Raw genomic sequence first — 18558 nt, 5'->3', positions numbered from 1 at the left:
GCAGGCGACAACGCCCGCGTCGCTCAGAAGGGATAGTGGCGCGGCGCGGTCTGCAGCGTGATCCAGCGCAGCTCGGTGAAGGCCTCGACGCCGGCCTTGCCGCCGAAGCGCCCGTAGCCCGAATCCTTGACGCCGCCGAAGGGCATCTGGGCCTCGTCATGGACGGTCGGCCCATTGACGTGGCAGATGCCGGCCTCGATGCGCCGCGCGACGTTCCAGGCGCGCGCGATGTCGCGGCCGAACACCGCCGACGACAGGCCGAACTCGTTGTCGTTGGCCGTGGCGATGGCGGCCTCGACGTCGCTGACCCGCACCACCGCCTTGACCGGGCCGAAGGATTCCTCGCGATAGATGCGCATCTCGGGCGTCACGTGGTCGAGCACCGTGGCGCCCATCAGCGTGCTGTCGGCGCGGCCGCCGCAGACCAGCCGGGCGCCCTTGGCGAGCGCATCGTCGATCAGCGCGTTGCAGCGCTCCACCGTCGCCATGTCGACCACCGAGCCGAGCACCACGGGGCCCTGGCGCGGATCGCCGACCGGCAGGCTCGCCGCCTTGGCCGCGAACCTGGAGACGAAGTCGTCGGCGACAGCAGCATCCACCACGATGCGCTCGGTCGACATGCAGATCTGGCCCGAGTTCGCGAAGGCGCCGAAGGCGGCGGCATTCACCGCAGCGTCGATGTCGGCGTCGTCCAGCACCACCAGCGGCGCCTTGCCGCCGAGTTCGAGAACGACCGGCTTGAGGTACCTGGCGCAGGTCTGCGCGATCAGCCGGCCGACCCGCGTCGAGCCCGTGAAGTTGACCCGCCGCACCGCGGGATGCGCGACCATCGCCTCGACCACGGCGCCCGCATCGGCCGGTGCGTTGGTGACGAAGTTGACCACCCCGGGCGGCAGGCCGGCGTCATCGAGCGCCTCGATGATCAGCGCATGCGTCTCGGGGCACAGCTCCGAGCCCTTGAGCACCACCGTGTTGCCGCAGGCCAGCGGCGTCGCGATGGCACGCGTGGCCAGGATCACGGGCGCGTTCCAGGGCGCGATGCCGAGCACCACGCCGGCCGCCTGCCGCACGCCCATCGCGAGGCTGCCGGGCACGTCCGAAGGAATGATCTCGCCGCCGATCTGCGTGGTCAGGGCAGCGGCTTCGGCCAGGATGCCGGCCGCCAGGTGCACGTTGAAGCCGGCCCACATCGCCGAGGCCCCGGTCTCGCGCGCCATCGCCTGCACGAAGGCCTCGCTGCGCGCCTCGAGCGCGTGCGCCGCCTTCTGCAGCAGTGCGCGGCGTTCGCCGGGCCCGGTCTGCGACCAGGCGGCGAAGGCGCGCTGGGCTGCCTCGACCGCGGCGACGGCATCGCCCGGCGTGGCGGCCGGCGCGCGGGTGGCGACGCTGCCGTCGAGCGGGTTGCGGCGCTCGAAGCTGGCGCCGTTCGCGGCCTGGCGGCGCTCGCCGTCGATGAGCATGGAAATGGTGGTCATGAAAGATCCTCGAATGAAGAAGGGGTTCAGGCGACGCCGAGGTAGGCCTGCCGGATGACGTCGGAATGGAGCAGCGTCTGCGCGTCGCCCGAAGCGACGATGCGGCCGCGCTCGAGCACGTAGCCGCGGTCCGCAGACTGCAGCGCCTTGCGCACGTTCTGCTCGACCATCAGCACGGTCACGCCCTGGGCCGCGATGCGGCGCACGATCGCGAGCAGCTCGTCGACCATGCGCGGCGCCAGGCCGAGCGAAGGCTCGTCGAGCATCAGCAGGCGCGGCCCGCTCATCATGGCGCGCGCGACCGCGACCATCTGCTGCTCGCCCCCGCTCATGGTGCCGGCCAGCTGCCTGGCGCGCTCCCTGAGCCGCGGGAAGTCCTCGAAGGCGCGGGCCAGGCGCTCGCTGCGCAGGCGCGCGGGCGTGAGCCAGCCTCCCAGCTCGAGGTTCTCGGTGACCGTCATCTGCGGAAAGAGCTGCCGGCCCTCGGCCACCAGCGCCAGCCCCTGGCGCACGCAGGCCGTGGCCTCGCCCGGGGGCAGCGCCACGCCATCGAGCACCGCTTCGCCGGCGCGCGGCAGCAGCCCGGCGAGCGCCTTGAGCAGCGTGGTCTTGCCGGCGCCGTTGGGGCCCAGCACCACCGTGATGCCCGGCAGCACGTCGAGGTCGAGGCCCTGCAGCACCTGGAAGCCGTGGTAGCCGGCCGCGAGTCCGCGGACCGTCAGTGTGCTGGCGCTCATGCTGCGGCCTCCATCTCGTCGCCCAGGTAGGCCTCGACCACTTCGGCATTGCGCACCACCTCGGCCGGCGTGCCGTCGGCGATCTTGCGGCCCTGGTGCAGCACCAGCACACGCTCGACGTACCTCAGGAGCGTGGTCACGGCGTGTTCGATCCAGACCACCGTGAGGCCGTGGTCGTCGCGCAGCGCGCGGATGCGGCGCGCCATCGCATCGACCTCGGACTCGGTCAGCCCGGCCGCGACCTCGTCGAGCAGCAGCACGCGCGGCCGGGTCCCGAGCGCCATGCCGATCTCCAGCAGCCGCTGCTGCGAGGGCGTGACATCGGCTGCCAGGCGGTCGGCCAGGCCCGACAGGCCCAGCATCGCGAGGATGTCGCCCTCGGTGCGCAGGCCGGCGACCGGCGTACGGTGGCGGCCCGCGAACTGCATGCCGAATCGCACGTTGTCGGCGAGCGTCATCTCGGCCATCACGCGCGGCGTCTGGAAGGTGCGCGCGATGCCGTGCGCGGCATAGCGATGCGGCCCGCGCCCCGTGAGGTCGACCGCGCCCTGGACCAGCAGCTTGCCGGAGGTCGGCGCGACCACGCCGGAGATGGCATTGAAGAAGGTGGTCTTGCCGGCGCCGTTGGGCCCGATGATGCCCACCAGTTCGCCCGCGTACAGGCGCGCACTCACGGCATCCACGGCCGTCAGCCCGCCGAAGCGCACCGTCAGCTCGCGGGCTTCGAGCAAGGGGATCGCGGCTTTCAGCTGCGCTTCAGTCATGGCCGTGCTCCCGGGACGCGGCCCGCTTGCGCTGCCACAGCGACGCCAGCCCGTTCGGCAGGTACATCACGCAGAGGATCAGCAGCAGGCCCAGCACCATCATGTAGCCGTAGGGCAATTGCAGCCGCAGCGTCTCGGCCAGCAGGCTGAAGACGACGGCTGCCAGCACCGGTCCGCCGATGCTCGCGGCGCCGCCGATCAGCGCGATCAGCACGGTCTGGAAGCCGATGAAGGGGCTGAACACCGCGGCCGGCTCGATGTAGGTCCAGCGCACCGCCATCGCGGCACCGATCGCGCCGGCAAAGGCGGCGGTGAGCGCGAAGCCCGCGATCTTCGCGCGCCGGGTGTCGACGCCCAGCGTCTGCGCGCGCTGCTCGTCGGCGCCGATGCCGGAGAGCGCCAGGCCGAAGCGACTGCGCTTGACGGCGATCGCGGTGGCGATCGCGGCGCCGGCGATCGCCAGCACCGTGAGGTACACCGTCTCGTTCGACGGCACCACCGCGAGCACGCGGCCCACCGTGCCCGAGACCTGCTTCTCGACGAAGGTGACGGCATGGCGGATCAGCTCGGTCATGCCGAAGGTCAGCACCGCGAAATAGGTGCCGCGCAGGTGCAGCACGGCCGCGCCCATGAGCACCGCCACCGCGCTCGCGATCGCCGCGCCGCTGAGGATCACCAGCGGCCAGGGCAGCACCTCGAGCAGCGTCGCGCTGGCATAGGCGCCGAGCCCGAAGAAGGCCGAGGTCGCGAGCGACAGGTAGCGCGTCGCGCCGCAGAACAGCGACCAGCTGGTCGCCAGCGCGATGTACATGAGGCAGCTGAGCGCCACCGAGGCCAGGAATTCGGAGGCGATCCATGGCACGCAGGCTGCCAGCACCATCCCGATGCCCAGCAGCAGCCAGGGCTTGTCGGCCATGCGCTTTTTCATCGAGAGAACAATCCGTTGGGGCGCCAGATCAGGACGCCGATGAAGACTGCGTAGGACAGCAGCATCTTGAGCGAGGGGCTGCTGAAGTGCATGCCCAGCGCCTCGACCACCCCCAGCAGCAGGCCGCCCACCAGGCTGCCGGCGATGCTGCCGAAACCGCCCAGCGTGATCACGATCAGCGCGGTCACGGTGTAGGGCTCGCCCATCGAGGGCGAGATCTCGTAGGTCATCGACAGCAGCGCGCCGGCGACGCCCGACAGCCCGAGGCCGATGCCGAACATCAGCGGATGCAGCCGCCGGGTGTTGATGCCCACCAGCTGCGCACCCACCGGCGACTGCATCAGCGCCCGCACCGCCTTGCCCAGCAGGGTGAGTTTCAGCAGCGCGATCAGCGCCAGGCTGAGTGCCAGTGCGACACCGAACAGCACCAGCTTGTTGGCGGTGAAGCGCATCTCGCCGAACTGCACCGGCTCGGCCAGGTAGTCGTAGCCGCGCAGGTCGCCGCCCCAGATCAGGAGCGCCGTGTTCTGGACGAAGAACATCAGGCCGAAGCCGACCATCAGGCTGCGGGCCTCGAACACCTCGACATTCGGCGCGCGGGCCGCCACCTGCCGGAAGCACAGCCAGTGCACCGCCATGCCGAGCGCCATCAGCAGCGCGAAGGCCACCGGCAGGAACAGCAGCGGCGAAATGCCCAGCGCGGTATGGGCCCACCAGGTGACGAATGCGCCGAGCATCAGGAACTCGCCGTGCGAGATGTTCATGATGCGCATCAGGCCGTACTGCAGATTCAGCCCGATCGCCACCAGCGCATAGATGCCGCCCGTGATCAAGCCGCCGGCCAGCAGCTCGGCCCATCCAGTCAGCGACACGCTATTTCCAGGCCGGCTTCGGCTTCAGCTGGGCGGTGGCGCGGTCCTTGGGCCAGACCACCTCGAACTCGCCGTTCTGCCACTGGGCGACGGTGCCGGGGATCGAGGCGTTCTCGCTGCCGTCGAAGCGGATCGGCCCGAGGATGGTCTTGAACTCGCTCTTGGCGATGTGGTCGCGCAGCGCCTTGCGGTCGAGCCCCACCTTGCCCACCGACTGCTGCAGGATCTCGAGCCCGGCCCACGCATGGCCGCTGGCCCAGCGGTCGGGCTCCTTGCCGAACTTCTTGCTGTGGGCCTCGAAATAGGCCTTGGCCTCGGGGCTGGTGTTGGCGTTCCACGAGCCCATGCCGATCACGCCCTCGGCATTGCCCGCCATCACGTTCTTGTAGAGCTGGAAGGCGGTGCCGACCGAGGCGTAGAAGTACTTCGGGTTGAAGCCCACCTCGCGCGACTGGCGGCTCGCGAGGATGGTGTCCGGCGGGTAGGTGATGCCGATGAAGGCGTCGGGATTCAGATCCTTCATGGTGCGCAGCACCGGCGCCAGGTCCTTCACGCCGAGCGGATAGCTCTTGCGGTCGACCACCTGGATCGAGGTCTTCTTGAGCGCGTTGTTGAGCGCGGCGAAATTCTCGAGCCCGAACAGGTCGTCCATGTAGACGATCGCGATGGTCTTCACGCCATTGGCGACCATCATGTCGACCAGCGCGCCCATCATCTTGTCGGGCTGCTGCAACAGCGAGAAGAAATACGGCAGGTGCATGTCGATCAGCTTGCGCGACAGCGCGGTCGGCGCCAGCAGCGGATAGCCGAAGCGGTTGGCCAGCGGCGCGACCGCGAAATTCGCGCCCGAGCCCCAGGGCGGCAGGATCAGGTCGACCTTGTCGCTGCCCATGAGCTTCTCGAAGGTGCGCACGCAGGTCTCGGTCTCGCTGCGGTCGTCATAGCCCATCAACTCGATCTGCCGCTTGGCGCCCTTGACCGAGAGCCCGCCCGCGGCATTGACCTGCTCGGCCCACAGCAGGTAGTTGGGCTCCTGGCTGACCTGGGCGCCGGCGGCCCACGGGCCGGTGCGGGCGATCGCGTAGCCGATGCGCACCGGTGCGCCCTGCGCCCACAGGCGGGGAGCGACGGCGGCGGCGCCCAGCGCGGTGGCGGTGCCCTGGATCCAGCGGCGGCGATTGGCGAGATGTTGCATGCGGGTCTCCTTCCGGGCGTCGAGCTGCGTCCGGTGCCGCCATCGTAGGAAACGGCGCGCCCGCGCGCTGTGCCCGCTGCGCACAAAGCGCTTGTCGCAGCGTGCACGCCGCTAGTGGTTAACCCGCAAGGCCCGGCCCCGGCGGCGGGCCGGAAAATACATGCAGATTCCCGAGCCCTTCCCATGACCGTGTCCATGCGCCTGTCCACCGATGAAGTCCCTGCGCGCGAGCGCGCGCCGGTCTGGCGCGAGTGGGTCTGGCGCCACTTCGGCGGCCTCGAGTCCGACCTCTACGGCGACAGCGAGTTCGACGGCCACATCGCGGCCTCCCACGCCGGCGACGTGATCCTCACGCGGCTCGAGGCCAATCGGCACCGGGTGCTGCGCACGCCGCAGATGGTGCGTGGCAGCGAAGCCGCCTACCTCAAGATCGTGGCGCCATGGCAGGGCTCGGCCGAGGTCGCGCAGCGCGGCCGCGAGGCCTCGGTGCGCGCCGGCGGCTGGACGCTCTACGACACCACCACCGACTACACCGTCGCCAACCCCGAGCGCAGCGACCACCTGATCGTGATGCTGCCCAAGGAGCAGCTCGCGGCCCCCGGCCTGCCGCTCGGCGACCTGGTGGCACGCCGCGTCGGCGGCGGCAGCGGCATCTCGCGCGTGGCGCTCGAGACCATGCGCAACACCTACCAGGAGCTGCCCCACATGAGCGAGGCGGCGGCACGCGGCGCCGGCGAACTGATCATCCAGCTGGTGCGGCTGTCGCTGATGGAACTGGCCGGGCAGGAGACGCCGCGCACCCAGCGCGAAGCCCTGAGGGACCGCATCCGCCAGCACGTCGCCCGGCACCTGCGCGACCCTTCGCTGTCGATCGACGGCATCGCCCACGCGCTGCGCTGCAGCAAGCGGCACCTGCACAACGCCTTCGCCGGCGACGAGGACACGCTGACCGGCTACATCCTGCAGCAGCGGCTGGCCTGCAGCATCCGCGAGCTGCTCGACCCGGCGAACGCGGCGCGCCCCATCACCGACATCGCGCTGGCCTCGGGCTTTTCCAACCTGTCGCACTTCAGCCGGGTGTTCCGCGAGCACACCGGCGGCAGTCCGAGCGACTTCAGGCGACAGGCAGCGCGACGCTGACGGCCAGCCCCGGTTCGGCATTGCGCACCGCCAGCGTGCCGCCGTGCGCCTCGGCCACCAGCCGGCACAGGTACATGCCGAGGCCGACCCCGCCGGTGCTGCGCTGGCGCGCACCGTCGGTGCGGTAGAAGGGCTCGGTCAGGTGCGCGAGCTGGGCCGGAGCTACACCGGGCCCGAAGTCGCGCACCTCCAGTTCCACGCCCTGGCCGCCGCGCCGCAGCAGCACACGCGGCGGCTGCGCGGCGTCGGCGCCATGGCGCAGCGCGTTGTCGAGCAGGTTGCGCACCAGCAGCCGCAGCCGCGAGCGGTCCACCGGGAAGGCCGGCAGCCCGGCCTCGAGGTCGAGCGCGGCGCGCCCGCCCTCGGGATGCTCGAGCGCCACCTCGCGCACCAGCGCCGCCAGATCGACCGGCTCGCGCTGCAGCGCCGCATGCGGGCTTGCCAGCCGCTCGCTCTCGAGCAGGTCGCTGATCAGGTCGCGCATCTCGGCCAGGTCGCGCAGCAGCGCGGCGCGCTCGGCCGCGCCCTCCGGCGTCGCCGGCAGCAGTTCGGCGTTGAGCCGGGCCCGGGTCAGCGGCGAGCGCAGCTCGTGGCTCAGCGCCAGCAGCAGGCCGCGCTTGGCGTCGAGCATGCCCTGGATGTCGTGCGCCATCGTGTTGATGCGCTGCGCGAGGTCGCCGAGCTCGTCGCGGCGGCGCAGCGGGATCGGCGTGTCGAAGGCGCCGCGGCCGAAACGCTCGGCACCGGCGCGGATGTCGTCGAGCGGCCGCAGCAGCCTGCGCACGTAGGCGTAGGCCAATGCGATCAGCAGCAGCAGCAGCGCCAGCGTGATCCAGCCGATGCCCTGGGGCTCGCGCTGCCACGGCAAGGTGCCGATGCCGAAACTCACGCGGTGGCCGTCGGCCGTGACGCGGCTGAACCAGTCGCTGTTGCGCGGGCCGAAGCCATGCCTGCCGCGGTCGGGATGCGAATCCCAGCGCACGCTCGGGCCCTCGATGCGGATCGAGATCGGCAGCCGCGCCACCAGCGCCTGGGCCCGCGCCACGTCGGGCGGCGTGCCGAGCTCGGTGACGATGCGGTCCATGTAGTCCGTGACCAGCGGCCGCGCGGCGTCGCGCCAGCCGGTCGAGAAGGCGCGCTGCATGCCGCCGAGGAACACCGCCGCCATGGCCAGCGCCAGCAGCACGAAGACCACGATCAGGCGCACCCGCAGCGAATGGCGCAGGCTGTGGCGCCAGCGGCGCGAGCGGCCCGGGACTGCGCCTCTCACGATGAGGCGCTCCGGCCCACCGCCAGGGCGTAGCCGGCATTGCGCAGCGTCTTGATGCAGTCCAGCGGCTCCAGCTTCTTGCGCAGCCGGCTGACGACGATGTCGACCGCACGCGTGTAGAGCTCGGCCTCGTGGCCGCGCAGGCGGTTCAGGATGTCGTCGCGGCTCCAGACCCGGCCGGGCTGGTCGGCCAGCAGCGCCAGCAGCTCGAACTCGGTGCCCGTGAGGTCGACCCTTTCGCCGTTGCGCAGCACTTCGCGCCGGTCGAGGTCGATGCTCAGGCCTTCGAAGCTGCGCAGCTGCGACGGCGCGGCCGGCGGCGGCACGGCCCGCTGGCGGCGCAGGATGGTCTGCACCCGCGCCACCAGCTCGCGCGGCTCGAAGGGCTTGGGCAGGTAGTCGTCGGCGCCCAGCTCGAGGCCGACCACGCGGTCCATGACATCGCCGCGCGCGGTCAGCATCACGATCGGAATGTCGCTCTCCTTGCGGATCTCGCGGCACAGCGCGAAGCCGTCCATCTCGGGCAGCATGACGTCGAGGATCGCGGCGTCGTAGCGCTCGGCGCGCAGCCTGGCCAGCCCTTCGCTCGGCCGGCTCGCGCTGTCGAGCTGGAAGTCGAAGCGCGCGAAGTAGCTCGCCAGCGGCGCGCCGAGGTGTTCGTCGTCGTCGATCAGCAGGATGCGAGGCATGCGGCGATTGTGCATTCGGGCGCCAGCGGCAGCCGCGGCCTCACCACGGATCGGCGCGCCCGATGCGCCCCAGGTGCGTGGCGCCGAAGCCGCTGGCCCCATGCAGCCCGAAGCCCAGCAGGCGGTCGAAGCCGATGTGGGCGCACCAGATCAGGCCCACGGCAAGGGCCACCGGCCATTCGCCCAGCGCAGCGGCAGCGAGCAGTGCCACCGGCCCGAGGTAGGAGTGCGCCGCGTTGTAGGCCGCAGCCCCCACCCGCGGCCCCGCCAGGAAGCCGAGCAGCGACAGGTCGGGCAGCAGGAACAGCAGCGCGAAGGCACCCCAGCCGGCGCCCAGTTGCGCATAGGCCAGCAGCGCCGCGATCAGCACGGCCAGCCCTTCGAGCCGCAGCAGCGTGCGCACGCCGGCAGGCGGCGTCGTCATCCGCGGCCCCAGCGGCGGCCGCCGCGTTCCATGAAGTCACGCACCTTCTGCTGCTGCGCCGGATTCAGGTTGTCGAAGAAGTCGGCCGCCGCGGCGATCACTTCGGGGCTGCCCGCCTGCACCACCGACGCCTTTTCGTCGACCAGCTTCTTCGCCCGATCCTGGTCGAGCTTCGCGCCCGCGAACAGGCTGCGGAACTCGGCCCGCGGATCGCCGCCGCCACGCAGCGCCGTGCGCTGCGCCTGCAGCTTCTCGGCCAGCACGCCGAGCTTCTGCTTCTGCACGGCGTCGAGATCGAGCTTGCTGCCCACGCGCTCGACCATGCGGGCGCGAAACTCGGCGCGGTCCTGCTCCGAGCCGCTCCAGCCATGGCGATGGCCCGAGCATCCGGCCAGGCTGCCGGCCAGGAGCGCGGCACCGGCGAAGCCGAAAAGCGAGCGTTTGAACCAGGGTTTCATGAGAGTCTTCCTTGAGTGGGGATCGGGGTGATCCGGAAGACTCGATGCTCGGCGTTGGGCCCGCCGAAGTCCTTTCGCCGCGGTTTCGGCGTGTTTCGTTTTATTGCTGCAATGGCCCCCACGCTCCTCACTGCGTGTGTCGCTGCCCCCCGAGGGGGCCGCAGGCCGCCTTGGGGCGGCCCGGCGCCGGCCTGGCTCGCCCTGCGCTCTAGGTTCGCACCAGCGCCGCCGCCGGGTTCTCCATCTCGAGCACCTCCTGCGCCCAGCCTTCGAGCTTGCTGGTGTCGGCCCGCAGCACCTCCTGCTTGACCGCCAGGATCTGCGAGGGATGCATCGAGAAGCTGCGCAGCCCCAGGCCCAGCAGCAGCCGCGTGAAGACCACGTCGCCGGCCATCTCGCCGCAGACGCTGACGCCCTTGCCCTGGCGCCGGCACTCGGCGATGGTGTCGGCCACCAGCCGCAGCACGGCCGGGTGCGCCGGGTCGTAGAGATGCGCCACCGACTCGTCGGCGCGGTCGATCGCCAGCGTGTACTGGATCAGGTCGTTGGTGCCGATCGACAGGAAGTCGAAGTACTTCAGGAAGGTCTTGAGGGTCAGCGCCGCGGCCGGGATCTCGATCATGGCGCCGAGCTTCACGTTGCCGTGCACCGCGCCCCGGTTGTCGAGCTCGGCGCGCGCGAAGTCGATCAGCGACAGCGTCTGGCGGATCTCGCTGACGTGCGCCAGCATCGGGATCAGCAGGTGGATCTCGCCATGCGCCGCGGCCCGCAGGATGGCGCGCAGCTGGGTCAGGAACATCGCCGGGTCGGCCAGGCTCCAGCGGATCGCGCGCAGGCCCAGCGCCGGGTTCAGGTGGAACTCCTCGCGCTGCGACTTCCCGTCCAGCGGCTTGTCGGCACCGACGTCGATGGTGCGGATCGTCACCGGCATGCCCTTCATGCCGTCGACCGCGCGCCTGTAGGCCTGGTACTGCTCCTCCTCGTCGGGCAGCCGTGCGAGGTTGTGCGATTCGCGGCCCATGAAGAGGAACTCGCTGCGGAACAGGCCGACGCCCACCGCGCCGGCCTTGACCGCGCCGAGCGTGTCCTCGGGCATCTCGATGTTGGCCAGCAGGTCGACCCGCTGGCCATCGAGCGTCACGGCCGGCTTGTGCCGCAGCCGGGACAGGCGCCCGCGCTCGAGGTCGCCCTGGCGCTGCTTGAAGCCGTACTCGGCGAGGATGATCGGCGACGGGTCGACGATCATCACGCCGGCATCGCCGTCGATGATGACCCAGTCGTCCTGGCGCACCAGCTGGCTGGCGCTGCGGGCCCCGACCACGGCCGGGATGTCCATGCTGCGCGCGACGATCGCGGTGTGCGAGGTGCGGCCGCCGACATCGGTCACGAAGCCGGCGAACACGCTCTTCTTGAACTGCAGCATGTCGGCCGGCGACAGGTCGTGCGCGATCAGCACCAGCGGCGCATCGAAGGCGTCGGCGGCGGTCAGGTCCTGGTCGTCGTCCTCGGCGGTGCGCTTGCGCCGCGGCGGCGTCGGCGCCAGCACCGCGGCCGTGCCCTTCATGCGGTGCAGCAGCCGCTCCACCACCTGCTCGAGGTCGGCCTTGCGCTCGCGCAGGTATTCGTCCTCCATCTCGTCGAACTGGCGCGCCACCACCTCGAGCTGGGTGGTCAGCGCCCATTCGGCGTTGTAGAGCCGCTCGACGATCCAGTGCTTGACGCCGCCGGTGAGCACCTCGTCCTGCAGCAGCATCTGGTGCACCTCGAGCAGCGCAGCCAGTTCGTGCGGCGCGTCGTTGGGCCCCATCAGCGCCACGCTGGCCTGCAGCTTCTGCAGCTCCTCGGCCACCGCGTTGCGCGCCATCCGCACGCGGTCGATCTCGGTCTCGATCTGCTCCGGCTTGATGAAGTAGTGGGCAACGTCGATGCGGCTCGAGACCACCAGCACCGCCCGCCCGATGGCGATGCCGCGGGCGACCGGGAGGCCGTGGACGACGAAAGTCACTCGCCCTCGCCGAACTTGTCGTTCATGAGCGCGACGATCGCATCGAGCGCCTCCTGCTCGCGCTCGCCGATGGTCTCGACCTCGACCGTGACCCCCAGCCCCGCAGCCAGCATCATCACGCCCATGATGCTCTTGGCGTTGACGCGGCGGTCGCCGCGCGATAGCCAGACCTCGCAGGGGAAGCTGCCCGCGAGCTTGGTGAGTTTCGCCGAGGCGCGTGCATGCAGGCCCAGCTTATTGCTGATGGTCACGGATGTCTTGGTCACTGTGCTTTCTTCTTGCCTGATTCTGCGGAGCCGCCACCGCCACCTGCATCACGCCCGCCGTGCCGCCGGTGACGGCGCGCTGCACCAGCGTGTCGAGCGGCTCGTTGCGGTAGCTCACCGCGCGCAGCAGCATCGGCAGGTTGACGCCGGCCACCAGCCGCGACCGGACGCCATCGACCAGCTTCTGCGCCACGTTGCAGGGCGTGGCGCCGAACACGTCGGCCAGCACCAGCACCTGCGAGCGCGGAGCGAGTTGCAGTTGGGCCAGCATGATGCGCGCGGCGGCGAGGGTTTCGTCCGGCGACACGTTGGGCAGCACGTCGAGGGCGACGATCGATGCCTCGCTGTCGGGAAACACATGCAGCGCGCACTGCCGCATCGCCTGCGCGAGCGGCGAGTGGGCGATGATGAGGATGCTGTTCATGTGCGGATCGGGACGGCCTGTCGATTATGCGGGGCGGGCTCAGGGAACGCGCAAGCCCTCGAAGAACGTGGGAAGCGCATCCGCCGATGACGGCTTTCCGATCACGGTCGCCTGGTAGAGCGAGACGCCGTCCGGACGCTGCTGGGCGAACCACAGCACGTGCAGCGCCTTGGCCGCCGCCGCGCCCTCGGCCTCCGGGGTGTCGAGCCGGACCGGCGCCGGCGTGGCCGCCGCCCGCGGCAGGACGGCCGCGGCCTCGGTCGCCGGCGCACCCGCCAGCTGGCTGCGCGTGGCCGCCCGCCAGGCGCGGATCCAGCCCTCGGCCTGCAGCGGGCTGCCGGCGACCGCGTGGGCCACCGCGAAGGTGGCGCCGCCGGTCTCGCAGCCCGCCATGTCCACGGTCACAGCTTCGGCGCCAAGCGGCAGCGCGCGCGTCGCCCGGTCCGGCTTGCAGGGCAGCAGCGCGACGACGCCGTCTTTCCCGATCGGCACTTCGCGCCAATTGAAGGTCGGACTGCAGCCGGCAAGCACACTGGCAACGGCCAAGGCAAGGGCGGCAAGGCGGGGACGGGTCATGGGGGGCATCGGCAGCCCATTATCGAACCGCGGCCCGGCAGGAACTAAAATCCCGGGGTCCGCTCCATCCCTCGTCCATGAAAAAAGTCATCTTCACCGCCGCCATCGCGCTCGCCCTGGCCATTGGTGTGGGCGTCTACCTGAACACCGGCGTGTCGGCGGCCCCGGCCTCGACTTTCGTGCTGCTCGACGGCAGCAAGAAAAGCACCGAGGACCTCAAGGGCAAGGTGACGCTGGTGAATTTCTGGGCCACCAGCTGCGTCACCTGCGTCGCCGAGATGCCCAAGGTGATCGCCACCTACGACAAGTACAAGGGCCGCGGCTACGACACGCTGGCCGTGGCCATGAGCTACGACCCGCCGAGCTACGTGGTCAATTTCGCCGAGACCCGCAAGCTGCCGTTCAAGGTGGCGATCGACAACACCGGGGCGGTCGCCAAGGCCTGGGGCGACGTGCAGCTGACGCCCACCACCTACGTGGTGAACAAGCGCGGCGAGATCGTCAAGCGCTACGTCGGCGAACCCGACTTCGCCGAACTGCACAAGCTGATCGAGAAGCTGCTCGCCGAGGCGTAGCGCCGCGCCTCATCGGCTGCGGAAGGTGTCGTGGCAGGCCTTGCAGGTTTCGCCGACCGCCCCGACTGCCGCTTTCAGCGTGTCCAGGTTGCCGGACTTGGCGGCGACCACGAGCTTGTCGCTCTCGGTCACCAGCCGGTCGCCCAGTTCCTTGAACTTGGCCTGCTCCGTCCAGATCTCCGGCTTGGCCTTGCCGCCTTCGGTCCCAGGACCGAAGCCGCTCCACGGCAGCTTCGAAATCTGGGCGATGACTTCGGCATTGACCACCGCCGCCGTGGCGTCGAAGGGCACCCGGCCATTGGCCATGGCGCCCAGGCGCGCGAGATGCTGGCTCTGGATGAACATCGCGCTCTGGCGGTACTTGATGGCGTCCTCGGTCTTGGCGAACTGGGCGGCTGCGGGCATCGGGAGCCACAGCGCGGTGCAGGCGGCCGCGAGGGCGAACAAAGCGGGACTTTTCATACGTGGTCCTTTTCTTGTTGAAGCCGCGGGCAAAACGCCTCGGCGAGCCAGTGTAGGGATTCACCGCCTCCCGGGGCTAGAGACAACCCGCAGGACCCATCTCCCTGGAAGTTTGCTAATCTGCGCCTTCCGTCCTTTTCGCCCACTGCCCCGATGACCGCCTCTCCCGAGTCCCACACGCACCGCGCGGGGCCGGCCGGTGCGCCCGCGCAGCTCACGCGGATCTGGGACCTGCCGACGCGCGTCTTCCACTGGGCCCTGGCAGTCGCCGTGATCGCCCAGATCGCGACCGGCCTCGGCGGCGCCATGGAATGGCATTTTCGAATCGGCTACGCCGTGCTTTCGCTGCTGCTGTTCCGCTGCGTCTGGGGTTTCGTGGGCGGCCGCTGGTCGCGTTTCGCGGCCTTCCTCTATTCACCCCGGTCGGTGGTCGACTATTTGCGCGGACGCGCCCGCCCCGAACAGCTGGTGGGCCATTCGCCGCTTGGCGCGCTGTCGGTGTTCGCCCTGCTCGGGCTGCTGGCGGTCCAGGTCGCGACCGGCCTGGTGGCGGACGACGAGATCTCCACCGCCGGGCCCCTGACGCGTTTCGTCTCCGGCGGCATCGTCGGCGCGGCGACGCGCTGGCATGCGGTGCAGGGCCTGTGGATCGTCATCGCCCTCATCAGCCTGCACCTGCTGGCCGTGCTCTTCTACGTGCTGGTCCGCCGCCAGCGGCTGGTGCGGCCGATGATCACCGGCGACAAGGCGCTGGTCCCCGCCGCCGCCGCCGCCATGCCGAGCCGCGACGACGCCGCCTCGCGCCTGCTGGCGATGGCGGTGTTCGCGGTCTGTGCCGCCTTCGCCAGCTGGATCGCATCGCTGCGCCTATGAGCCATTCCCTGTCACGACCGCTGCCGCTGGCAGACACGCCGGAGATCGTCATGATCACGCCGGACGAGCCGCACGAACTCGACGCGACCCGGGCGATCTTCCGCGACTACGCGGCTTCGCTCGGCATCGACCTCGGCTTCCAGAATTTCGACCACGAGTTGGCCGACCTGCCGGGCGAATACGCGGAGCCGCGCGGTGTCCTGCTGCTGGCGCTGGTGGACGTCGGCGAGGTCGCGGTCCCGGTCGATGCCGCACCCTTGCAGCGCGCCAACGGCCAACTCGCGCATGTGGCCGGCTGCTGCGCGCTTCGGCCGCTGGACACCGCCGACTACCCCAACGCGGCCGAGATGAAGCGGCTCTACGTGCGGCCCCAGTTCCGCGGGGTCGGGCTCGGCCGCCAGCTTGCCGAAGCCATCCTGGATGCCGCGCGCGGCGCCGGCTATGCCTGCGTGCTGCTCGACACCCTGGACGACATGGAGTCGGCCCGGGCCCTCTACGAGGACCTGGGCTTCGCCGAGGTACCGCCCTACTATCACAACCCCATTGCAGGGTCGCACTACCTCAAGGTGGATCTTTAGCCCTTGGCCTGGGCCAGCAGGGTGTCGGCGTCGCTGACTTCGAACTTGCCAGGGCCTTCGACGTTGAGGCTCGCGACCTTGCCGTCCTTGACCAGCATCGAGTAGCGGTTGCTGCGCACGCCCATGCCGCGCGAGGTCAGGTCGAGCGTGAGGCCGGTGGCGGTGGCAAAGGCCGCGCTGCCGTCGGCCAGCATCCGGACCTTGGTGCCGGTGTTCTGGTCGCGCGCCCAGGCGCCCATCACGAAGGCATCGTTGACGCTCACGCACCAGATCTCGTCGACGCCGGCGGCCTTGAAGTCATCGTAGTGCTGCACGTAGCCCGGCACGTGCTTGGCCGAGCAGGTGGGCGTGAAGGCGCCGGGCAGCGCGAACAAGGCGATGGTCTTGCCCGCGGCGGCCTTGGTGACGTCGACCGGGTTCGGTCCGATGCTGCAGCCCTCGCCTTCCACCTCGGAATACTCCTGCAGGGTGGCCGAAGGAAGGGAATCGCCGACTTTGATCATGTGTGTGCTCCAGAAAAAGAAAAACGGCCCACATTGTGGGCCGCTTTCGGGTTGGACGTACACGCTGGTACGACCGGGGGCGATCAGACCAGAACGGCCTTCTGCACCAGGCGGGTCACGACCCAGTTCTTCGACTTCGAGATCGGCCGGCTTTCGGTGATCTCGATGGTGTCGCCCAGCTTGTACTCGCCATTTTCGTCATGGGCGTGGTACTTGCTGGTCTTGGCCACGATCTTGCCGTAGAGCTCGTGCTTGACACGACGCTCGACCAGCACGGTCACGGTCTTCTGGCGCTTGTCGCTGACCACCTTGCCGATCAAGGTGCGCTTGAGGGATTTTTTAGCTTCCGTCATGGTCACTCCTTACTTGGCGGCTTCTTGCTGCTTCTGAGCAAGAATGGTCTTGGCGCGCGCGATGTCGCGGCGGGTGACGCGCAGCGTCGAGGTGTTCGACAGCTGTTGCGTGGCCTTCTGCATGCGCAGGCCGAAATGGGCCTTCTGCAGGTCCTTGATTTCGGTTTGCAGGCCGGCGACGTCCTTGTCGCGAAGCACTGCGGCCTTCGAAGTCTTGGCCGGAGCCGCGACTTCCTTCTTTTTACGTGTTGCCATGGTGTTGTCCTCGATCAGGCGCCGAGCTGGCGTGCGACGAAGGTCGTGCGCAGCGGCAGTTTGGCAGCGGCCAGACGGAAGGCCTCGCGAGCGAGTTCTTCGGGCACGCCGACGATCTCGTAGATCACCTTGCCAGGCTGGATTTCGGCGACGTAGTACTCGGGGTTGCCCTTGCCGTTACCCATCCGCACTTCTGCGGGCTTGTGGGAAATCGGCTTGTCGGGGAACACACGAATCCAGATGCGGCCACCGCGCTTGACGTGGCGCGAGATCGCGCGACGTGCGGCTTCGATCTGGCGGGCCGTCAGGCGGCCGCGGTCGATCGACTTCAGGCCGAAGTCACCGAACGACACTGCGTTGCCGCGCGTCGCGATGCCGGTGTTGCGGCCCTTTTGTTCCTTGCGGAACTTTCTGCGTGCAGGTTGCAGCATTTTTGTTACTCCGTAGTTCTAAGACCGATCACTCGGTCTTGGCACCGTCAGCTGCTGCAGCTGGCGCGGCTTTGCGTACGCGCTTAACGGCGGGTTTCGAGTCTGCACCCGGTTGAGCCGGAGCTCCACCAGTGGCTTCTGCGGGCTTGTCGCTGCCATCGGCCGGCGCGGTGTTGCCACCGATCGGGCCACGGGCACCGGCGCGCGGGCCAGGACCGCGACGGTCCGAACCCGGACGGTCGCCACCCGGGCGGCCATCGCGACGCGGACCGCGGGGGCGGCGCTCGTCGTCGGGACGCGGCGTTTCGACGGCCGGCAGGTCGTTGCGACCCAGCGTGTCGCCCTTGTAGACCCAGACCTTGACGCCGATGACGCCGTAGGTGGTCTTGGCTTCCGAGGTGCCGTAGTCGATGTCGGCGCGCAGCGTGTGAAGCGGCACGCGACCTTCGCGGTACCACTCGCAACGAGCGATTTCGATGCCGTTCAGGCGGCCCGACGACATGATCTTGATGCCGAGGGCACCCAGACGCATGGCGTTCTGCATGGCGCGCTTCATGGCACGGCGGAACATGATCCGCTTCTCGAGCTGCTGCGTGATGCTGTCGGCGATCAGCTGGGCATCGATTTCGGGCTTGCGCACTTCTTCGATGTTGACCGCGACCGGCACGCCGAGCTGGCGGCCGAGTTCACGCTTGAGGTTCTCGATGTCTTCGCCCTTCTTGCCGATCACGACGCCCGGACGTGCCGAGTAGATCGTGATGCGGGCGTTCTTGGCGGGACGCTCGATCAGCACGCGCGAAACCGATGCGTTCTTGAGCTTCTTCTTCAGGTACTCGCGCACCTTGATGTCTTCGGCCAGCATGCCGGCGAAGTCTTTGTTGCTTGCGTACCAGCGGCTGGACCAGTTACGGCTGACCGCGAGGCGGAAGCCGGTTGGGTGGATTTTCTGTCCCATATTTCTTCCAGCCTTAATTGCCAACCGTCACGTACACATGGCACGTGGGCTTGCTGATGCGATTGCCGCGACCCTTGGCGCGCGCGGTGAAGCGCTTGAGCGTGGCGCCTTGCTCGACGTAGATGGTCTTGACCTTCAGTTCGTCGATGTCGGCACCGTCGTTGTGCTCGGCGTTGGCAATCGCCGACTCGAGCACCTTCTTGATGATCACAGCGGCCTTCTTCTGCGTGAACTGCAGAACGTTGAGCGCTTGATCGACCTTCTTGCCGCGGATCAGGTCAGCGACCAGACGGCCCTTGTCGACCGAGAGGCGGACGCCGCGGAGGACTGCACGTGTTTCAGACATGGTC

Annotated in this window: 25 protein-coding genes; 4 read left to right on the top strand and 21 right to left on the bottom strand. The window is 69.4% G+C overall.

Annotated features, from left to right (window positions below):
* Positions 1 to 23: 23 nt before the first annotated feature.
* Genes QTI45_RS06770 through QTI45_RS06745 form a run of 6 tightly spaced genes read right to left on the bottom strand, consistent with a single transcriptional unit; the run spans position 24 to position 5971 of the window.
* Positions 24 to 1475, bottom strand: coding sequence for an aldehyde dehydrogenase (locus QTI45_RS06770; RefSeq protein WP_286653849.1), 1452 nt, complete (start codon positions 1473 to 1475; stop codon positions 24 to 26).
* Between the two features lie 26 nt (positions 1476 to 1501).
* Positions 1502 to 2212 (bottom strand): ABC transporter ATP-binding protein, encoded by a 711-nt coding sequence (locus QTI45_RS06765; protein WP_286653848.1) that lies wholly within the window; start codon positions 2210 to 2212, stop codon positions 1502 to 1504.
* The gene (locus tag QTI45_RS06760) at positions 2209 to 2976 is read right to left on the bottom strand and encodes an ABC transporter ATP-binding protein (RefSeq protein ID WP_286653847.1); all 768 of its coding nucleotides are present in this window, start codon (positions 2974 to 2976) and stop codon (positions 2209 to 2211) included. Before QTI45_RS06760 ends, QTI45_RS06765 begins: the two co-directional genes overlap by 4 nt.
* Positions 2969 to 3904 carry a branched-chain amino acid ABC transporter permease gene (locus QTI45_RS06755; RefSeq protein ID WP_286370966.1) on the bottom strand — a complete coding sequence of 312 codons (936 nt, stop codon included), beginning with the start codon at positions 3902 to 3904 and terminating at the stop codon, positions 2969 to 2971. Before QTI45_RS06755 ends, QTI45_RS06760 begins: the two co-directional genes overlap by 8 nt.
* A complete protein-coding gene (locus tag QTI45_RS06750) occupies positions 3901 to 4776 on the bottom strand; it encodes a branched-chain amino acid ABC transporter permease (RefSeq protein ID WP_286370965.1) in 876 nt (291 codons plus the stop codon). The genes QTI45_RS06755 and QTI45_RS06750 overlap by 4 nt, the downstream gene beginning before the upstream one ends.
* Position 4777: 1 nt before the next feature.
* A complete protein-coding gene (locus QTI45_RS06745) occupies positions 4778 to 5971 on the bottom strand; it encodes an amino acid ABC transporter substrate-binding protein (protein ID WP_286653846.1) in 1194 nt (397 codons plus the stop codon).
* Positions 5972 to 6154: 183 nt separating this feature from the next.
* On the opposite strand from QTI45_RS06745, the gene QTI45_RS06740 reads away from it, so the two are divergent.
* A complete protein-coding gene (locus QTI45_RS06740; RefSeq protein ID WP_286370963.1) occupies positions 6155 to 7111 on the top strand; it encodes an AraC-like ligand-binding domain-containing protein in 957 nt (318 codons plus the stop codon).
* On the opposite strand, the gene QTI45_RS06735 is transcribed toward QTI45_RS06740, so the two are convergent.
* The 8 genes from QTI45_RS06735 to QTI45_RS06700 all read right to left on the bottom strand — a co-directional run bounded on the left by QTI45_RS06735 (position 7086) and on the right by QTI45_RS06700 (position 13223).
* The gene (locus QTI45_RS06735) at positions 7086 to 8381 is read right to left on the bottom strand and encodes a HAMP domain-containing sensor histidine kinase (RefSeq protein ID WP_286653845.1); all 1296 of its coding nucleotides are present in this window, start codon (positions 8379 to 8381) and stop codon (positions 7086 to 7088) included. The genes QTI45_RS06740 and QTI45_RS06735 overlap by 26 nt on opposite strands.
* A complete protein-coding gene (locus QTI45_RS06730; RefSeq protein WP_286653844.1) occupies positions 8378 to 9070 on the bottom strand; it encodes a response regulator transcription factor in 693 nt (230 codons plus the stop codon). The genes QTI45_RS06735 and QTI45_RS06730 overlap by 4 nt, the downstream gene beginning before the upstream one ends.
* Positions 9071 to 9110: 40 nt before the next feature.
* Entirely contained in the window at positions 9111 to 9494 is a 384-nt protein-coding gene (locus QTI45_RS06725) for a DUF4260 family protein (RefSeq protein ID WP_286653843.1), read from the bottom strand.
* Positions 9491 to 9952, bottom strand: a complete 462-nt coding sequence (locus tag QTI45_RS06720) for a Spy/CpxP family protein refolding chaperone (RefSeq protein WP_286370959.1) — start codon at positions 9950 to 9952, stop codon at positions 9491 to 9493. The genes QTI45_RS06725 and QTI45_RS06720 overlap by 4 nt, the downstream gene beginning before the upstream one ends.
* A 208-nt stretch (positions 9953 to 10160) precedes the next feature.
* Positions 10161 to 11957: a phosphoenolpyruvate--protein phosphotransferase gene (gene ptsP, locus QTI45_RS06715; protein WP_286653842.1), complete on the bottom strand. Its 1797-nt coding sequence runs from the start codon at positions 11955 to 11957 to the stop codon at positions 10161 to 10163.
* Positions 11954 to 12223, bottom strand: a complete 270-nt coding sequence (locus QTI45_RS06710) for an HPr family phosphocarrier protein (protein ID WP_286370957.1) — start codon at positions 12221 to 12223, stop codon at positions 11954 to 11956. Before QTI45_RS06710 ends, ptsP begins: the two co-directional genes overlap by 4 nt.
* A complete protein-coding gene (locus QTI45_RS06705) occupies positions 12192 to 12647 on the bottom strand; it encodes a PTS sugar transporter subunit IIA (RefSeq protein WP_286370956.1) in 456 nt (151 codons plus the stop codon). Before QTI45_RS06705 ends, QTI45_RS06710 begins: the two co-directional genes overlap by 32 nt.
* A 39-nt stretch (positions 12648 to 12686) precedes the next feature.
* A complete protein-coding gene (locus QTI45_RS06700) occupies positions 12687 to 13223 on the bottom strand; it encodes a hypothetical protein (RefSeq protein WP_286653841.1) in 537 nt (178 codons plus the stop codon).
* 77 nt (positions 13224 to 13300) lie between these two features.
* Between QTI45_RS06700 and QTI45_RS06695 the strand changes: the two genes are divergently transcribed.
* Positions 13301 to 13798: a TlpA disulfide reductase family protein gene (locus QTI45_RS06695; protein WP_286370954.1), complete on the top strand. Its 498-nt coding sequence runs from the start codon at positions 13301 to 13303 to the stop codon at positions 13796 to 13798.
* A gap of 9 nt (positions 13799 to 13807) precedes the next feature.
* On the opposite strand, the gene QTI45_RS06690 is transcribed toward QTI45_RS06695, so the two are convergent.
* Positions 13808 to 14260, bottom strand: coding sequence for a c-type cytochrome (locus tag QTI45_RS06690; RefSeq protein ID WP_286653840.1), 453 nt, complete (start codon positions 14258 to 14260; stop codon positions 13808 to 13810).
* 153 nt (positions 14261 to 14413) lie between these two features.
* Here QTI45_RS06690 and QTI45_RS06685 point away from each other — a divergent pair, with 153 nt between their 5' ends.
* Together QTI45_RS06685 and QTI45_RS06680 are read left to right on the top strand one after the other, a co-directional pair.
* Entirely contained in the window at positions 14414 to 15133 is a 720-nt protein-coding gene (locus tag QTI45_RS06685) for a cytochrome b/b6 domain-containing protein (RefSeq protein WP_286653839.1), read from the top strand.
* Positions 15130 to 15711, top strand: a complete 582-nt coding sequence (locus tag QTI45_RS06680) for a GNAT family N-acetyltransferase (RefSeq protein WP_286370951.1) — start codon at positions 15130 to 15132, stop codon at positions 15709 to 15711. The genes QTI45_RS06685 and QTI45_RS06680 overlap by 4 nt, the downstream gene beginning before the upstream one ends.
* Here QTI45_RS06680 and QTI45_RS06675 read toward each other — a convergent pair.
* From QTI45_RS06675 to rplV, 6 genes are all read right to left on the bottom strand, one after another.
* Positions 15708 to 16214: a peroxiredoxin gene (locus tag QTI45_RS06675; RefSeq protein WP_286653838.1), complete on the bottom strand. Its 507-nt coding sequence runs from the start codon at positions 16212 to 16214 to the stop codon at positions 15708 to 15710. The two genes, QTI45_RS06680 and QTI45_RS06675, sit on opposite strands and share 4 nt — an antisense overlap.
* An 83-nt stretch (positions 16215 to 16297) precedes the next feature.
* Complete coding sequence (rpsQ, locus tag QTI45_RS06670) at positions 16298 to 16567, bottom strand: 30S ribosomal protein S17 (protein ID WP_286370949.1); 270 nt, start codon at positions 16565 to 16567, stop codon at positions 16298 to 16300.
* A 9-nt stretch (positions 16568 to 16576) separates the two neighbouring features.
* A complete protein-coding gene (gene rpmC, locus QTI45_RS06665) occupies positions 16577 to 16822 on the bottom strand; it encodes a 50S ribosomal protein L29 (RefSeq protein WP_286370948.1) in 246 nt (81 codons plus the stop codon).
* 14 nt (positions 16823 to 16836) lie between these two features.
* On the bottom strand, positions 16837 to 17253 hold the full coding sequence (rplP, locus tag QTI45_RS06660) for a 50S ribosomal protein L16 (protein WP_028250943.1): 417 nt from the start codon (positions 17251 to 17253) through the stop codon (positions 16837 to 16839).
* 28 nt (positions 17254 to 17281) lie between these two features.
* Complete coding sequence (rpsC, locus tag QTI45_RS06655; protein ID WP_286371178.1) at positions 17282 to 18208, bottom strand: 30S ribosomal protein S3; 927 nt, start codon at positions 18206 to 18208, stop codon at positions 17282 to 17284.
* Positions 18209 to 18221: 13 nt separating this feature from the next.
* Complete coding sequence (gene rplV, locus QTI45_RS06650; protein WP_007838134.1) at positions 18222 to 18554, bottom strand: 50S ribosomal protein L22; 333 nt, start codon at positions 18552 to 18554, stop codon at positions 18222 to 18224.
* Positions 18555 to 18558 lie beyond the last annotated feature (4 nt).

It is taken from the genome of Variovorax saccharolyticus (assembly GCF_030316765.1).
Taxonomy (GTDB): Bacteria; Pseudomonadota; Gammaproteobacteria; order Burkholderiales; family Burkholderiaceae_C; genus Variovorax; species Variovorax saccharolyticus.
Note: the sequence above shows the minus strand (reverse complement) of the source record. Positions and strands in the feature narration are given on the sequence as shown.

What these genes read in the sequence shown, in the direction of transcription:
- QTI45_RS06770 (WP_286653849.1), bottom strand. Translation starts at nt 1,475, where the DNA reads ATGACCACCATTTCCATGCTCATCGACGGCGAGCGCCGCCAGGCCGCG.
- QTI45_RS06765 (WP_286653848.1), bottom strand. Translation starts at nt 2,212, where the DNA reads ATGAGCGCCAGCACACTGACGGTCCGCGGACTCGCGGCCGGCTACCAC.
- QTI45_RS06760 (WP_286653847.1), bottom strand. Translation starts at nt 2,976, where the DNA reads ATGACTGAAGCGCAGCTGAAAGCCGCGATCCCCTTGCTCGAAGCCCGC.
- QTI45_RS06755 (WP_286370966.1), bottom strand. Translation starts at nt 3,904, where the DNA reads ATGAAAAAGCGCATGGCCGACAAGCCCTGGCTGCTGCTGGGCATCGGG.
- QTI45_RS06745 (WP_286653846.1), bottom strand. Translation starts at nt 5,971, where the DNA reads ATGCAACATCTCGCCAATCGCCGCCGCTGGATCCAGGGCACCGCCACC.
- QTI45_RS06740 (WP_286370963.1), top strand. Translation starts at nt 6,155, where the DNA reads ATGACCGTGTCCATGCGCCTGTCCACCGATGAAGTCCCTGCGCGCGAG.
- QTI45_RS06730 (WP_286653844.1), bottom strand. Translation starts at nt 9,070, where the DNA reads ATGCCTCGCATCCTGCTGATCGACGACGACGAACACCTCGGCGCGCCG.
- QTI45_RS06725 (WP_286653843.1), bottom strand. Translation starts at nt 9,494, where the DNA reads ATGACGACGCCGCCTGCCGGCGTGCGCACGCTGCTGCGGCTCGAAGGG.
- QTI45_RS06720 (WP_286370959.1), bottom strand. Translation starts at nt 9,952, where the DNA reads ATGAAACCCTGGTTCAAACGCTCGCTTTTCGGCTTCGCCGGTGCCGCG.
- QTI45_RS06705 (WP_286370956.1), bottom strand. Translation starts at nt 12,647, where the DNA reads ATGAACAGCATCCTCATCATCGCCCACTCGCCGCTCGCGCAGGCGATG.
- QTI45_RS06700 (WP_286653841.1), bottom strand. Translation starts at nt 13,223, where the DNA reads ATGACCCGTCCCCGCCTTGCCGCCCTTGCCTTGGCCGTTGCCAGTGTG.
- QTI45_RS06695 (WP_286370954.1), top strand. Translation starts at nt 13,301, where the DNA reads ATGAAAAAAGTCATCTTCACCGCCGCCATCGCGCTCGCCCTGGCCATT.
- QTI45_RS06690 (WP_286653840.1), bottom strand. Translation starts at nt 14,260, where the DNA reads ATGAAAAGTCCCGCTTTGTTCGCCCTCGCGGCCGCCTGCACCGCGCTG.
- QTI45_RS06685 (WP_286653839.1), top strand. Translation starts at nt 14,414, where the DNA reads ATGACCGCCTCTCCCGAGTCCCACACGCACCGCGCGGGGCCGGCCGGT.
- QTI45_RS06680 (WP_286370951.1), top strand. Translation starts at nt 15,130, where the DNA reads ATGAGCCATTCCCTGTCACGACCGCTGCCGCTGGCAGACACGCCGGAG.
- QTI45_RS06675 (WP_286653838.1), bottom strand. Translation starts at nt 16,214, where the DNA reads ATGATCAAAGTCGGCGATTCCCTTCCTTCGGCCACCCTGCAGGAGTAT.
- rpsQ (WP_286370949.1), bottom strand. Translation starts at nt 16,567, where the DNA reads ATGACGGAAGCTAAAAAATCCCTCAAGCGCACCTTGATCGGCAAGGTG.
- rpmC (WP_286370948.1), bottom strand. Translation starts at nt 16,822, where the DNA reads ATGGCAACACGTAAAAAGAAGGAAGTCGCGGCTCCGGCCAAGACTTCG.
- rplP (WP_028250943.1), bottom strand. Translation starts at nt 17,253, where the DNA reads ATGCTGCAACCTGCACGCAGAAAGTTCCGCAAGGAACAAAAGGGCCGC.
- rpsC (WP_286371178.1), bottom strand. Translation starts at nt 18,208, where the DNA reads ATGGGACAGAAAATCCACCCAACCGGCTTCCGCCTCGCGGTCAGCCGT.
- rplV (WP_007838134.1), bottom strand. Translation starts at nt 18,554, where the DNA reads ATGTCTGAAACACGTGCAGTCCTCCGCGGCGTCCGCCTCTCGGTCGAC.